General features: G+C 43.1%; 15 protein-coding genes. 5 read left to right on the forward strand and 10 right to left on the reverse strand.

Annotated elements, in window-relative coordinates; all coding sequences use genetic code 11:
• Positions 1–4: 4 nt before the first annotated feature.
• The gene (locus LFX25_RS17740; RefSeq protein ID WP_238731420.1) at positions 5–1,801 is read left to right on the forward strand and encodes a monovalent cation:proton antiporter-2 (CPA2) family protein; all 1,797 of its coding nucleotides are present in this window, start codon (positions 5–7) and stop codon (positions 1,799–1,801) included.
• Between the two features lie 318 nt (positions 1,802–2,119).
• On the opposite strand, the gene LFX25_RS17745 is transcribed toward LFX25_RS17740, so the two are convergent.
• The 6 genes from LFX25_RS17745 to LFX25_RS17770 all read right to left on the reverse strand — a co-directional run bounded on the left by LFX25_RS17745 (position 2,120) and on the right by LFX25_RS17770 (position 7,599).
• Positions 2,120–2,914, reverse strand: coding sequence for an LA_1326/LA_4305 family lipoprotein (locus LFX25_RS17745; protein ID WP_238731421.1), 795 nt, complete (start codon positions 2,912–2,914; stop codon positions 2,120–2,122).
• Between the two features lie 150 nt (positions 2,915–3,064).
• The gene (gene csrA, locus LFX25_RS17750) at positions 3,065–3,319 is read right to left on the reverse strand and encodes a carbon storage regulator CsrA (RefSeq protein WP_238731422.1); all 255 of its coding nucleotides are present in this window, start codon (positions 3,317–3,319) and stop codon (positions 3,065–3,067) included.
• Complete coding sequence (gene fliW, locus LFX25_RS17755) at positions 3,320–3,772, reverse strand: flagellar assembly protein FliW (protein WP_118954539.1); 453 nt, start codon at positions 3,770–3,772, stop codon at positions 3,320–3,322.
• Between the two features lie 52 nt (positions 3,773–3,824).
• Positions 3,825–5,090 (reverse strand): flagellar hook-associated protein 3, encoded by a 1,266-nt coding sequence (locus LFX25_RS17760; protein ID WP_238731649.1) that lies wholly within the window; start codon positions 5,088–5,090, stop codon positions 3,825–3,827.
• 39 nt (positions 5,091–5,129) lie between these two features.
• Positions 5,130–7,040 carry a flagellar hook-associated protein FlgK gene (gene flgK / locus LFX25_RS17765; protein ID WP_118954537.1) on the reverse strand — a complete coding sequence of 637 codons (1,911 nt, stop codon included), beginning with the start codon at positions 7,038–7,040 and terminating at the stop codon, positions 5,130–5,132.
• Positions 7,041–7,071: 31 nt separating this feature from the next.
• The gene (locus LFX25_RS17770; RefSeq protein WP_238731423.1) at positions 7,072–7,599 is read right to left on the reverse strand and encodes a flagellar protein FlgN; all 528 of its coding nucleotides are present in this window, start codon (positions 7,597–7,599) and stop codon (positions 7,072–7,074) included.
• Between the two features lie 361 nt (positions 7,600–7,960).
• Here LFX25_RS17770 and LFX25_RS17775 point away from each other — a divergent pair, with 361 nt between their 5' ends.
• The gene (locus LFX25_RS17775; protein WP_238731424.1) at positions 7,961–9,010 is read left to right on the forward strand and encodes a M23 family metallopeptidase; all 1,050 of its coding nucleotides are present in this window, start codon (positions 7,961–7,963) and stop codon (positions 9,008–9,010) included.
• Between the two features lie 74 nt (positions 9,011–9,084).
• On the opposite strand, the gene LFX25_RS17780 is transcribed toward LFX25_RS17775, so the two are convergent.
• On the reverse strand, positions 9,085–9,381 hold the full coding sequence (locus LFX25_RS17780; RefSeq protein ID WP_238731425.1) for a DUF1905 domain-containing protein: 297 nt from the start codon (positions 9,379–9,381) through the stop codon (positions 9,085–9,087).
• Positions 9,382–9,464: 83 nt separating this feature from the next.
• The gene (locus tag LFX25_RS17785; RefSeq protein ID WP_238731426.1) at positions 9,465–10,562 is read right to left on the reverse strand and encodes a hypothetical protein; all 1,098 of its coding nucleotides are present in this window, start codon (positions 10,560–10,562) and stop codon (positions 9,465–9,467) included.
• Here LFX25_RS17785 and LFX25_RS17790 point away from each other — a divergent pair.
• Positions 10,561–11,157, forward strand: coding sequence for a hypothetical protein (locus LFX25_RS17790; protein WP_238731427.1), 597 nt, complete (start codon positions 10,561–10,563; stop codon positions 11,155–11,157). The genes LFX25_RS17785 and LFX25_RS17790 overlap by 2 nt on opposite strands.
• A 200-nt stretch (positions 11,158–11,357) precedes the next feature.
• Here the strand turns inward: LFX25_RS17790 and LFX25_RS17795 are convergent, their stop codons facing one another.
• Together LFX25_RS17795 and rocD are read right to left on the reverse strand one after the other, a co-directional pair.
• Positions 11,358–11,687: a hypothetical protein gene (locus tag LFX25_RS17795; protein WP_238731428.1), complete on the reverse strand. Its 330-nt coding sequence runs from the start codon at positions 11,685–11,687 to the stop codon at positions 11,358–11,360.
• Between the two features lie 29 nt (positions 11,688–11,716).
• Positions 11,717–12,955 carry an ornithine--oxo-acid transaminase gene (rocD, locus tag LFX25_RS17800; protein WP_238731429.1) on the reverse strand — a complete coding sequence of 413 codons (1,239 nt, stop codon included), beginning with the start codon at positions 12,953–12,955 and terminating at the stop codon, positions 11,717–11,719.
• Between the two features lie 164 nt (positions 12,956–13,119).
• Here rocD and LFX25_RS17805 point away from each other — a divergent pair, with 164 nt between their 5' ends.
• Together LFX25_RS17805 and LFX25_RS17810 are read left to right on the forward strand one after the other, a co-directional pair.
• Positions 13,120–13,494 (forward strand): TRL-like family protein, encoded by a 375-nt coding sequence (locus LFX25_RS17805; RefSeq protein ID WP_238731430.1) that lies wholly within the window; start codon positions 13,120–13,122, stop codon positions 13,492–13,494.
• A gap of 6 nt (positions 13,495–13,500) precedes the next feature.
• A complete protein-coding gene (locus LFX25_RS17810; protein WP_238731431.1) occupies positions 13,501–14,088 on the forward strand; it encodes a hypothetical protein in 588 nt (195 codons plus the stop codon).
• Positions 14,089–14,094 lie beyond the last annotated feature (6 nt).

Here is a 14,094-nt window from a genome sequence, read left to right on the forward strand (position 1 = left end):
AAGAATGCAGGATCATAATTTACTCATTACACTCATCGTATTTCTTTCCGCGGCCGTAATTTCGGTTCCACTTTTTAAAAGACTCGGTCTGGGTTCCGTCGTCGGGTATTTGATCGGAGGGACGATCATCGGCCCTTGGGGAATCGGATTGATCACCGACGTTGAAAGTATTCTTCATCTTTCCGAGTTCGGGGTTGTTCTTCTTTTATTTTTAATCGGACTTGAATTAAAGCCGCAAAGACTTTGGGTTTTACGAAGACCGGTTTTCGGCCTGGGCGGTCTTCAAGTAGTTCTGACAACTCTCGTATTCTTTACGGCGCTTTCCTTTTTAGGTCTCGAAAATTCACAGGCGATCGTGATCAGTATTAGCATTTCATTATCTTCCACCGCCTTTGCTCTGCAGGTTTTGGGAGAAAAAAACGAACTCAATACGGCGCACGGTAGAACTTCCTTCGCGATTCTTCTTTTTCAAGACTTAGCGGTGATTCCGATCATGGCGATTCTTCCTTTTTTGGGAGAAGCGCACACGGCTCATACTTCTCAAGGAAGCATGAAACCCATTTTGATTGCGATCGGGACGATATCTGCGGTCATCTTAGCCGGAAGATTTTTAGCGAGACCGTTGTTCCGGCTCGTTGCGTCTACGGGGAATCACGAAATCTTTACCGCACTTTCGTTACTGATCGTGGTAGGACTTTCATTGCTGATGCACCAAGTCGGATTATCGATGGCGCTCGGTTCCTTTTTAGGCGGGGTTATCTTGGCCGATTCGGAATACAGACACGAACTCGAATCCAACCTGGAACCGTTCAAGGGTCTGCTTCTCGGTTTGTTTTTTTTGGCAGTGGGAATGTCGATCAATCTCGGTGAAGTCTTAAAAGATCCGCTTCTTGTCATTGTGCTCGCATTGGCCTTGATGTTTTTGAAGGCCGTAATCCTCTATTTTTTGGGAAGAATTTCCAGGCACAGTGAAGAATCATCATTGAACCTTGCCGCTACAATTTCTCAAGGCGGAGAATTTGCGTTCGTAATTTTGGGAGTAGGCGTATCGCTTTCCATTCTTCCGAGAGACAGAGCCGATTTGGTAATTGCAGTTGTCACTCTTTCCATGGGTTTAACCCCGATCCTCGGAATCGTTAAGGATAAAGCTGTAGAACTCTTATTCAAAAAAGATTCGGAACTTGAAGAGGATGAAATCGAAGAACAAAACCGCGTCATCATTGCCGGTTTCGGCAGATTCGGTCAAATCATCGCAAGGATGTTGTTCGTCCACCGAATCGGCTTTACCGCTTTGGAACACAATCCGGATCAAGTCAACGTCGCTCGCAAATTCGGTTATAAGATCTACTATGGAGACGCAGCCAAACTCAGTCTTTTGCGTTCGGCCGGAGCGGAACACGCCGATTTATTCATATTAGCGATTCAAGATATAGATGTTTCGGTAAAGGTCGCGGAGCTTGTTAAAAAACACTTTCCGAACCTGACCATCATTGCAAGAGCTCGGAACCGCGAACACGTTTTCAAACTGATGGAACTTGGAATCAAGATCATCCGCAGGGATACCTTCGCCTCCGCGCTCGAGTTAGCGGGGGAAACTTTAAGTAAACTCGGCTTTTTGGATTCGGAAGTGGAGCAAAAAGTCAGAAAATTCCGAGCTCACGATGAACTGACCCTCAAAGGACAGTTCCAAATTCGAGACGATGAAAAGGAGTTTATCAAGTTCTCAAAGAACTCGATGCGTCAATTAGAAGCAGCTTTTGAAGCGGATCGACAAGAGAAGGAAGGAAAGGCGGCGAGTTGAAGGCTCGTTGCTTTTTATAAAGTGCTACAATCCGCCCTTTTTGATAAAAAAAACGTCAAATCGAATACGACGTACTCAATAAATTATTACGAGTTGAAACTCGATATGTCGATTCGAGCAAAAATCTAACAGCACGAATCGTTTTTCTCTGTCTTTTAGATCCAGTCCAGAGGATATGTTCATTATAGGAAACTTTTCCGCCCCGAACTTCCCATAGAGTTTGGGGGTGGAGAAATCCAATTCTCTTCACTATTCTCTCCGGAGTGGCTCTTCGCAGAGCCGCTCCGATTTTTTGAGAATTTCCTTTTTTCAAGACGATTATAGAGATTTTAAGATTTCTTCCCGCTTCTTCTTGTATTCTTCTTCGGAAATTAATTTCTTATCGAGAAGGTTTTTTAATTCGATCAGACGTTTCTCTACATCTTTCGAAGAAGTTTCTTTCTTTTCTTCTTTAAATTCTATATCCTTCGAAGGATTCGAATTCGTTTTTAATACGACGTGAAATTTCTTCTCATCACCAAGCTCATCCTTATAATAAGACAATGTTCCGATTGCGGAATCGGGAATGAAAATTTCCAAAGAAGATTTCGGTTTTGATTCCGATAGAGAATAGTTCGACCAATCTTGAAACGTATAAGGAGTTTGAAAGTCTATGAACTGATTCAATTCATAAAATAGAAACTGAATCGATTCTGAAGTCGGATACAATAGAAAGACGGTTCGTCGTATTCTTCTTCCCGGATTGATCGGATCTTCTTTCTTTAAAATCCAAAGCTGATACACATGTCGAGGCGAAGCTTCGAATTTATCGAAAGAACGTTGTGCAATTTCCAAACTCAATTCTTTCGGAAAAATCCGCAAAGCGGTATCGTTTACCAAGGAATCGTTTCGATTCCCCATTTGAAATAACGCATCCGAAATTAGATTTTTAAAATTTTGCCTTTGTTCATTTTTGAGATAAGACGCGTTACGATCCAACCAAGCAGGCGTGTTTTGGTCATTCTCAAAAGAATAAAACGCGATTGAATCGGAGGAATAGTTGAGTTCTTTGCGAATTCCCGCAAAGCACGACACGAATAAAAAGGAAAAAATAAGGATCCTGAAACGAGTCATAGAAAAACCAAATATTAATTTCGATTCACATTGGAAGAATCAAACCGCTTTCAGCCTAATCTTAGACTTCAAGTCTTTTCCGATGAGATCGTTTGTCGGAACAATTAAGAAATAATTCTTTTCAAAGCGAAGATTTCTGAAGTACGGCGTTTACTCTTTTTTCTTGGTGTCCTTTTTCTTGAGAATGTTTCCGATCTTACCGAGATCTTCCGGTTTGATCTTGGCTCCGGCGGCTTTTTTATTCTCTTCTTGAATGTCTTTATAAACTTCGGCCCTGTGAACGGAGACGTTTCTCGGAGCCTTGACTCCGATCTTTACCTGATCTCCTTTGATATCGACGATGACGATTTCAATGTCGTCGCCGATCATGATCGATTCGTTGGTCCGCCTTGCAAGAACCAGCACTTATCCCATCTCCACTGCGGCCGATTCGAGAATTTTTTCCCGAACCGAATGAGATTCGTTTCTTGAAATGAATTGTTTTCCTAAAAGCGTTTCCTTATTGATTAGAATCGGTCCCTGCATGTTCGCTGTCATCAAAGAAGGATCCTCACCGGGAATCGTTACGATCACCAATGTTAGGCTTTCTTTTACTTCGGCGATTCCGATTCCTTGCAATTCCTGCTCGGGGATCAACGGTTTGTATTCCTTTTTAAACAGAGAAGGGGGAATCACCACGAATGCTAGATCCACTTCTTCCACCGATTGCAGCCATTTAAAAACGGATTCCTCTTCCTCTTCGATGAGTGCGAATTGTTTGTAATCCTCAAATCCGAGCAAACCGTCCGGAAACGATAGAATTTGTTTTTCGGATATTTGCATTTTTCCGAACGGCTTTGTCTGAATCTCGATTCCCATTTTGTATCTTTACCTTCGAAATTTCCTATACGAACGTTTTATCGATCGGTTTTTATCTCAGAAAATCCATCAATGTCGGTTTAATAATTTTCGATCCTACGTTCAATGCGTATTGATGGACCGTTTCCAACCATTTCATATTCATAATGGTTTCCGGAAAATCCACTCCTTCGTTTTTGGAAAGAAGTTCGGTCATATAAGACTTATCGAAATCGACACGTTGCGCGTGTTCTTCCATTCGATTCATTCTCGCGCCTACGATCGCGCGGTAACGAAGAATGTTTTCCATCGCCAGATCCAAATCCTGAAGATCTCGTCCCGAAATTCTTTCCTGATCCTTTTGGATCAGGTCGTTTCTAAACTGGATCATTACGTCGAAAACGGAAAGGCCGGTCACCGTCGCCGACTTGGAATAGTTGTTCGGAGGTTCCGAAGTTGCGGAATCGACCAGTCCGATATCTCTTAGGATCGTTCCGCCTTCCACGTCTTCCATCCAGATCTGATGCGGCGCGGTGGAACTTAAACTGATGTTATCCTGAGCAAGTTTGTTTGCCTTTACTTCCAACGGAGAATTGTTGATCTTATCGATGATATCGTCGATCGTATCTCCCGCCGAAACGTGAATTTCCACGCCGTCGATTTTGAATTTCTGATCGGAGGAAGCGATATAACCGGAGTTATCGACTTTGCTCGTGATACTCATGTTTGTTCCCCAGAAAACCTTGTTTCCGGGAATCGTTACGGGAATGTATTCTCCCTTTTCGATCTCCCTGAGTTGTTCTCCTATATCGCCGCGATATTCGACTCCGATGTATTGATTCTTCAATTCGATTCCTTGAAGACCTTTGATCTTGGATTCGATCGGTTCGAAAGGAGGCCTTTCGATCACGTGTCCGCCGAATAAAGGACGACCGGTCGCATCTCTTGTGTTTGCGATGTCGACTAACGCTCTTAAAATTTCGTCGATTTCTTTACCGATCGCGACTTCGAGTTCGAAACCTTTGTCTCCTTGATATATACCGTTGGAAGCCTGAACCGCAAGGACTCTCGCTCTTTGAAACAAGGAACCGATCCGATCGAGTTCTCCATCGATCTGTTGAAGACGGGAATTCCCGTCGTCGATATTTCTTTGGAACGTATCCAGTTCGTTCAACCGGGAACGAAAAAACATCTGATTCGTCGCACGGCCCGGTTCGTCGGAAGGAAGACGAATTCTTTGTCCCGTAGAAAGCTGGTTTTGCGTCTCGTCCATCTGAAGCTGATGTCTGTTTAAATTATGAACCAGACTGTTGTTCTGCATCATGTTCGTAATGCGCATCATAAAATTCTCTCCTTACTCGCGGAAATTTTCGCGAGATTAAGCTCCCAATCGATTGATGATCGTATCGAGAATCTCGTTCATCGTATTGATCATTTTTGCGGATGCATTGTAAGAATGCTGAAACTGGACCATGTTCGCCATTTCTTCGTCCAAGTTCACGCCCATGACCGATTGTCTCATATTTTCGAGTTCGCTCATCAGATCGTTTTGAATCCCGAATTCCTGCTTCGCTTCTCTTGCTTCCGTTCCCAATTTGGAAATCAACGTATTATAAAAATCATCCGTCGTTTTGGAATAGTCGACCATCACGGGGCTGTTTCTCAAAGCGGAAGCGACCATCAAAGCGTTGCGTCCATCCTTATGACCTCCGGGAGAATTGTAATCTCCCGTGCCGCCCACATCCTTACCGCGAGCCGCGGCGATGTTTGCAACGTTATTCGCAATCGAATCCGCAACTCTAAAATGGGAAGAAGGATGAAAGTGCGGAGTAAGAGTAATATCTTCGGAACGAGCCTGAAGTTTGTTGATCTCGCCGAGACGTTTGTAGTCGTACGCGCCCGCCGGACCGGAGGCCATCAAGATCCCCGTCATTCCCACTAGAAGATCTCCCGAGTCTTCGATATGTCTGAGAATAAAATTCTTATTCGGATGATCGTCGGCAACGGTAGCTTTTAGCGCCAATTGATTGTCGTGGTTCATATACGCGACGACGCCGGAGCGAGACGCATTGATCTTCTTAATGATTCCGTTTAACGTGTCGTTTGTCGAATACGGAATCAGAACCGGCGCTTCTTTAGAATCGGATTGATTAAACGTAATCGTTCCGTTGATTCCGATCGGACGATCCGGATCGATCGTGTTTTTACCGGTCACTCGAAAGATCGCGGTAACGTCGTTCTGACCGTCTCCGTTCGAATCATATTCTCCAAAGGTGTTGATCGACAACGAACGAATATTAAAGAAAGCTTGATTCGTGTTTCCGTTGATTCCGAAACCGTCTTTGTGGATTTCATTCACGGCATCCATCACGTTGATGGAGAGAGAATCCACTTGATCGATCTTTTCGCGAATGATCTTGTCGCGAACTTCGATCAATCCTTGCAATCTTCCTTTTCTGAGAAGAACCGGATCCCCCGTTGCGGACCAATAAAGATCCAAAAGTCCGTCCTTGGATGGATTCCCGAGAATATCGATCTTGTTCGCTTTGTTTCCTTGAACCAAAATCTGCTGACCGATAAAGACCATCAATTCGTCTTCGTCGGAGCGGCCGATCGTAACATCCACTAAGGAAGAAAGTTCCTGTAAAAGAGCGTCTCGTTTGTCGTAGAGATCGTTCGGTCGATCTCCGAGCGCCTCGGATTTCCCGATTCTTTCGTTCAATGTACGGATGTTTTCGGCGATCGTATTCATGTGATACGCTTTCGTCTCGATTTCGCGATTGGCTTGATCTCTCAATTGTGCGAGCTTGCGATAAACGTCCTCGGTTCTACTTCCGAGTCCGTTCGCTTTTTCCAGAACGACGGAACGATGCGCGTTGTCTTCGGGATAATTGGCAAGATCCTCCCAAGAAGACCAGAATTTATCCATCAACGTTCTAAGCGTGGTTCCGTTCGGTTCGTTAAAGACGGTTTCCAGTTGATATAAATATTCGTTACGGGCCGCCCAATAATCCTTATTCCCCGAAGTCTCGATGATACGATCGTCGATAAAGTTGTCTCGGATTCTTTCGATCGATGCGATTTCGACGCCTTGTCCGATTTGACCGGGAAGGTTGGCGCGGTTCAGAGAAGGATCATACAATGGATCCATCGCGGTCATAGTGACTCTCTGTCTCGCATAATGCTTGTTATCCGCATTGGAAATATTATGACCCGTTGTTTGAAGCGCTTGCTGGTGTGCGGTCAAGCCTCGCTTTCCGATTTCAAGTCCTGAAAATGTGGATCCCATGGCTTCCTCCTATTACGAAATATAAGATCGATTACGCCGAAGCGTTGAGCATCAAAGCTTGTCTCTTAGGCTGTTTTCGTTCGGGGTTTTTTCCCGAACCGTACGTATTTACGCCGGATTCCATCGCCTTTTCCTTCATCACATCGATCGTTCTGGAAAGAATTTCCTGGCGGGTAAGAATCAGCTTTTCGTTCGATTTGATTTTTTCTTTTAAACGATGAAGAACGGACTTTAAGGACGAGCCGTATTCTTTTAAACGGAAATTGGAATCGCGGTCCAGTCGGTTTAAAAAATCGGACAACGTAGGAACACCGCTTTCGGGAAGCGCAAAATTTTTGGACCGGTAGATTTCTTCGATCGAATTCATGCGAACGCGTTCGATCTCGGCGGCCATCACGAGCAGCTCGTATGTCTTTTTAGTAATCGTTTCGAGAGACTTGCCGTCGGCTTGAACGACTGCGGCCGATTTTTGAGTCTCCAATTCCAGAACGTTCGAATAGAGATTGATCTCGTCCTGGAAAAGTTTCGTAAGCTGCTCCAACCATTCCTCTTGTTTCATCTGTGTTATCCGATCCCTGCTATCAAGAATCGGAAGAATCGGAAATTTGCTTAGGTAATTTTCAAAGAAAATGGAGAATTCGATTTTTTTGACCGTCTCCCGATTTCGGGAGAATAAGACATAAGAACCTGTCCCAAAACAGGGACAGAACCTTGCAGCTGATCTTTCTGCTAAAGTAAAATTAGAATTTGGGACACGCTGTAAGAGAAATAAGCTTCCGGCGAAAGAACAGCCGCAAAAAATCAGTCCGATTTACTGAGACGACTTTGTTGTCGAATTGAGAAAAAATCGGAAAGACAATAAATTTCCAAAACGATTTTGATTGTACGTCCGATCTTCCCGAAAAACATAACAGGATCCAATGCAAAAATATCTTCGAGTTTTTTACCTTCTTCTTTTCCTAACCTCATTTTTAAAAACGGAATCGGTTCTTTCAAAAGACAAATCCGAATCGAAACAAAAGGACGTAAAACTTGCTTCGACCATACCTGCGATTTCCAAAAAAGAAAAAGAACCCAAGGAAAAACCGAAAAAGAACGTAAAAAAAGAGGATCGAGAATCGGAAATCATAAAAAAGAAGGAGCCTCTCTTTTCTTTTTCGATTCAAACCAGGAAGTTTTCCCAAGGAGAACTTCTATTCATGAAACTAACTCCCGAAAAAACGATTCTTTCCAAATTGGATCGAATCAAAATTCTCTGGGAGAAAAAGGAAATTCCGTACTCCTTACGGGAAGGCGTACTTTACGCTTGGATTCCCGTATCACCCGAATTTGATAAGAAAAGCGGAATATTAGAAATTCAAGATAAGAATCTATTCCGCAAAAACGATTATAAAGAATACGAAATCCCCGTTCACAAAACGAACTTTTCCGAAACGAAAGTTTCCTCTTTGACGATGGATAAAAAATACACTTCTCAGGAACTTCCGCAGGAAACTTTGGATTTTATCGCGGAATGTTCCAAAGCCAAGGCTGAAGCGTTTCAATCCAAAACCGATTTACAAATCGTTTCCGATTTCGTTTATCCCGTGCAGGAAGTTCACTTTACGAGTCCGTTTTATAAAAGAAGAGTTTATAACAAAATCAAAGGAAAAGCACACGGCGGTGTCGATTTTAAAGGCGGAGTCGGAACTCCGATCTTTGCGATCAACGACGGAACCGTAATTTTATCCAGACCGATGTATTACGAGGGGAACTTCACCGTAATCGATCACGGCTTGGAAGTTTATTCTTTGTATATGCATCAATCCGAATTGAACGTAAAAGTCGGTGATAAAGTGAAGAAAGGCGACCAAATCGGCAAAGTGGGTTCCACGGGAATGTCGACCGGACCTCATTTGCACTTAGGCTTACGGGTTCAAGGAACGATGGTGGACCCGCTTTCCGTAATCGGCTTTAAACTTTTTGAATAAACGATCGCGACTTCAAAAAGCGTAATTCGATTCCAATTGAACGTGCGCTCTTTGAATTGCCTTTTTTGATGAAGTCAGAATTCAATCGTGACGGAAGCTTTAATCTTTTGATTGGGTAGGATTTCTTCTTTTTTACGTATATCCGCTTTGAGAGGTAAAACGTATTTGGGAGAATCCTTCTCCGGAAAGATCGACGTTTTCCATTTCGTATCGCCGATCTCTGCTAAAACGGGGATCATACCCCAGGAAGTTCCTTGAACTAAGGATCGAACTTCTTTAGAAGCGGTGGAAGTTAAGGTCAAAAAATGCCAGCCGCCTTTTCCGGGATAAACCCAGACTTCGGCCGAAAAACGGATCGTAACCGAGTTCAAAGTCGGACTCGACTTTATTTCAGTTTGAATTTTGAAATTCCGTTTTGCGGTCATAAATAAGAATATTCAGATATACGAATGTTTTATTCTCGCTTGAAACTCTGGAGGATTTTTTCGACGGCCTCTTCGTGCGGTCTTCCTTTGACTAAACTTTCCGAAATATGAAATAAAAACGAATCGGGAAGTTTGTCTCCGGATGCGATAAAGAATCCGGTCTTAGCGTAGCGAGGTCTGAGATTATCATAGTAAGTCCAAAAGACTCCATCCATTCTCTTTTCGAAATTTTCCTCGCCGAGTTCATGAACTTCGACCATTTCGCCTTGATTGATCGCGAGCTCCAAAAATTTAGAAAATTCCGGTTTGACTTTGTCGATTTCCAAAAACGGCTCGGGAAAATAAAAGATTCGGATAGACGGATAACGATTCGGATCGGTTTCACTGGAGGAGATGATTCCTGCGATTTGACCGGTTCCGGTCTGATCCTTCAAGGTGAGATTTTTCGGATTGTGAAAATAGAAATCTTCGGGCAGGGAAAATCGAACTTGAATATCAGAATTTCTTAATGTTCTCGATTCGGAATCGTAGCTCCAGTTCGTAAGTTCTTTCTGTTCCCAAGTCGGTTTAAAAAGAAGATAGGACGTCAGAATCTCTGCCTGTTGCAGAGCCTTAAAACTGAGAAGCCCTCCCGTCAAAACCATCAATCCTAGCAAAGCGATTCTGTAAAATACGCTACTGTCTAGAAAACGGAGAACAAAACCCACTCCGCAGTAAACCGCGATAAAAATGATGCCGGAACGATTGGAATAAAATTCCGTAAAGAATAACAATAAGATGCAGGAAACAAAGACGCCCGCTTCTACGATAGGGTTCAAAAGAATCCGGATCGCGTCGTATGTCGTCGTCGAATCCGGACCGATCCTGTACTTTTTAACCGATTCTTCCTTAAGAAGTTTTCCGAAAGCGAACGAGATCAGAAAGAAAAAACCTGTGGCAACCGCGTAAGCGCCTAATACCAAAATCAAAATAAAAAAAACGGGAAGATGACTTTCGTGCAGGATCAGAAAGGAAACTCCGATCATCGAATAAACCAGATAAAGCTTCTGTATAAAGGAAAGTTCTTGCAGTTTCTTTAGGAAGAATTGGAGTTTCTTCCAGCCAGGAATTTTTTGGAGCCATTTCATGAGTCAGATTACCGGATTTTTTTCAGATCTGAAAACGAGTTTTGACAGCCTATCTCAGTCTATCCAATCATTTCTTGATACGATCGGAGTAATTACTTCTTTTTTAAAGATCCTTTTTTCCATCGTTCCGTTGGACCTATTTTTAGTTTTGATCTTTTCGTTGGTGCTTGTCTTTTTATTCAACACGATCTCTCCGAGTACGAGCCGATTGAACTATACCTTAGGGGTTTTGATCGTATCGACGATTCGATCTTTCTTTCACCAATCTCTTTCTCAAACCTGGAATCTAGGACCGGTTTTGTTAACCGCCTTCTATCTTTTGATTCCGGCTTATTCGATTTTTCTTCTTCGTTTCGGATTAGGATATTTTCATAAACTCTATCAGCGCAAACGCGCACTCGACCCGAAGAATTTTGAAACCGCACTCGGAGAAATCCAAAAATCATTTCACGGCTTTATGGCAAAAAGTTATGGAGAACTTCATTCCGCGGATGCGAATAATTCTTTGAATAAAAGCGAGTTAAAAGAGTCGTTGGAGAATTTGGAAAAAGCCGTGCAAGGTTTAAAGCGACTTCTCGAAACGAAACCAGAATAAATCCGAGCTCGACTGATTGCAACCGAATCGCTCTTTCGATGCCGATAGGATCAGCGGGAAGGAAATGGGACAAACGGAATGATACGCTCGGAAAAGGTGAAATGCTTTTGCAAGAACAGTTTCCATCAAATGGTTTGTCGGAACAATTTTATAAAGTAATAAAATAGAATTGTAAGGTTGAACGAAGTTACCGCAAAAGCTCACTCGACCGGTTTAAAAAGATCCTTCACTGCGTCCTTAGCTTTGGATTGATTGAAATCTTCGCGATCGATCAAGATCAGATCGAGACCCTCCTTTTCAAGACGATTGAGAATTTTCGCGATCTCTGAAGGTGATTTGGAGTTCGTAGCTAAATAACGAAACTTCGTTTTGCATTCCGGACATGAACTATCCTTCGTATAATTCAAACCGAGGTGCTTGCAGTTTCCGCAAGTTCCATACAGGTCGTCGATCAACAATAACCGGGAAGAAACTTCGGAAACGCTTAACTTATTCCAAACACGGATGTATTTTTTATCGTCGGCTTGCATGACTTCCTTTGGATACTTCGATTTTCTTCTTAGTCAAGACAAAACCGAACCGCTTCGTCGATAATATCGCAGGCGGAATTTATTTCGTCGTGTTGGATAACGAGAGGAGGAGCGAATCGAATCGTATGATCGTGCGTTGTCTTTGCAAGAAGCCCTAATTTCAGAAGTTGATTGCACACGTCTTTCGCCGCCGACTTTCCGTTCTTTTCCTTGAATTGAATCGCGTTCAACAAACCTTTTCCGCGCACCGCTTCGATCGCATTTTCGTATTTGGATTTCAGAAGATCCATTCTCTTGCGGAAGACTTCCCCCATTTGAAAAGAATTTTCTGGCATTTTTTCTTCGATCAAAACTTGAACCGCACGTTTTGCAACGGCGCATGCGAGCGGATTTCCTCCGTAAGTGGAACCGTGTTCTCCCGGTCGAATCGTCAACATCACTTCGTCACTGGACAAAACTCCGGATACGGGAAGAATTCCGCCGGACAACGCTTTTCCCAAAACGAGAATGTCCGGCTTTACGTTTTCATAATCCGCCGCGAGAAGTTTTCCCGTTCTTCCTAAACCGGTTTGCACTTCGTCAAGAATTAACAATGCCCCCGCTTCGTTGCAAAGACGTTTGCTTTCCGCGAGATAACCTTCGTTCGGAACGATAATTCCCGCTTCTCCCTGAATCGGCTCGACCATAAAGCCCGCGACATTCTCATCTTGCAAAGCGAGTTTCAACGCATTCAAATCGTTAAACGGAATGATTTCAAAGCCGGGAACAAACGGACCGAATCCTCTCGTGCTCAAAGGATCGGTGGACGCAGAAATTGCTCCGATGCTTCTTCCCCAAAAATTCCCGGAAGCGAAAAGAATCTTCGCTTTGTTTTCATGAATTCCTTTTACTTTATAACCCCACTTTCTGCAAAGTTTCACCGAGGTTTCGGCGGCTTCGACGCCGGTGTTCATGGGAAGAAGCCTTTGATAACCGAGTAAGTTCGTTAGATATTCCTCATATTCTCCGAGTTGAGAATTATAGAAGGCTCTCGATGTCAGAGTGAGTTTTTGAGATTGTTCGATCAAAGTCCGGACGATTTCAGGATGACAATGTCCTTGATTGACCGCCGAATACGCGGATAAAAAATCAAAGTAGCGTTTTCCTTCGACGTCGTATAAATAAATTCTTTCGCCTCGCTCCAATACGACGGGCAACGGTTCGTAATTCGAAGCTCCGAAATTATTTTCCAATCGAATGTAATAGGATGAATCCTTAACGAGAGACATACTTCCTATTGAAGAACAAGATTCGACCGATACAAGGAAATTTTTATCCAGTATTGAAACGGGATTTTTTTCTCTCTAAAAACGATTCTCGATTCTTTTCCCTTGACTTTTACTTTTTACGAAATCAAATTCTCGGAAAGTTTCGGAGCGTTCAGGAATATACAATGAAGATTTCATCGATAAGAATTTATCTCATCCTTTTCGTTACATTTATTACAATCGGGAATTGTATTTACACGAATGTAAAAACCCCCGGCTGGTTCTATTCACAAAGTTATACGGACGTCCGCGGAATGGAACCTGTTGGAAAACTTTCGGGACAATCCTGCGGAGAAAGTTGGCTTTGGCTCGTTTATACGGGCGACGAAAGTTACGAAGCCGCCGTTCAAAACGCGATTCAGGATAAAGCGGATCTTCTCTTCGACGTTCAAACGGATTATTACATCAAATCGATATTCTTTAATCTCTATTTTTATAAATGCACGCGGGTCACGGGAATCGGTGTAAAACTTCCTCAAAGATTGATGAAGAAAGAGTAAAAAGAAATGAACCTTCGTCTTAAAATTCTCGCCTTATTTTTATTAGGCGCGATTTTGCTTTTAAACTGCGCTCTTCCGATCGGAAGCCGTAGAACGCTCGTAAAACGGAATCCGATGCCTTATCCCACGGAGCCCGTTTTGTCCGTCGAAAATCAGGTTTCGATTGCGGGAACGTATTTCAGAGATCCGTCGATTCATTACGGAAATGCGTCCACAAGGCTGCGTTTGTTCGGATTCGATGGATTCATCCATTCCACTTCTTCTCTTCCGCATAAGGATATGTTTCACGGCTCTCTCGACGATTGGGATTGGTCCAAACATAGAATCATTCGTTTCGAAGGACAAAGTCAAGGTTGTCAAAGAGGGGTTACTTTGATTCTTCCTTTGAGACAAGGTGAACGGGAAGCCTTGGTGCCGGTCTCTTTCGTTTTCGGCAAGACGAGTTTTTATGACGAACTCAAACAAGAGATGGAAAAGAACAAGATCAAAGCTATGTTCGATTCAAGATTGGACATCGAGCAAACCGCGTATCTATTCTTCTTAATCCAAAAAAGATGCATTCGTTTTCGAAGTTATGCTATTCAGGAATTTTAACGGAAT

Source organism: Leptospira sanjuanensis (genome assembly GCF_022267325.1).
Taxonomy (GTDB): domain Bacteria; phylum Spirochaetota; class Leptospiria; order Leptospirales; family Leptospiraceae; genus Leptospira; species Leptospira sanjuanensis.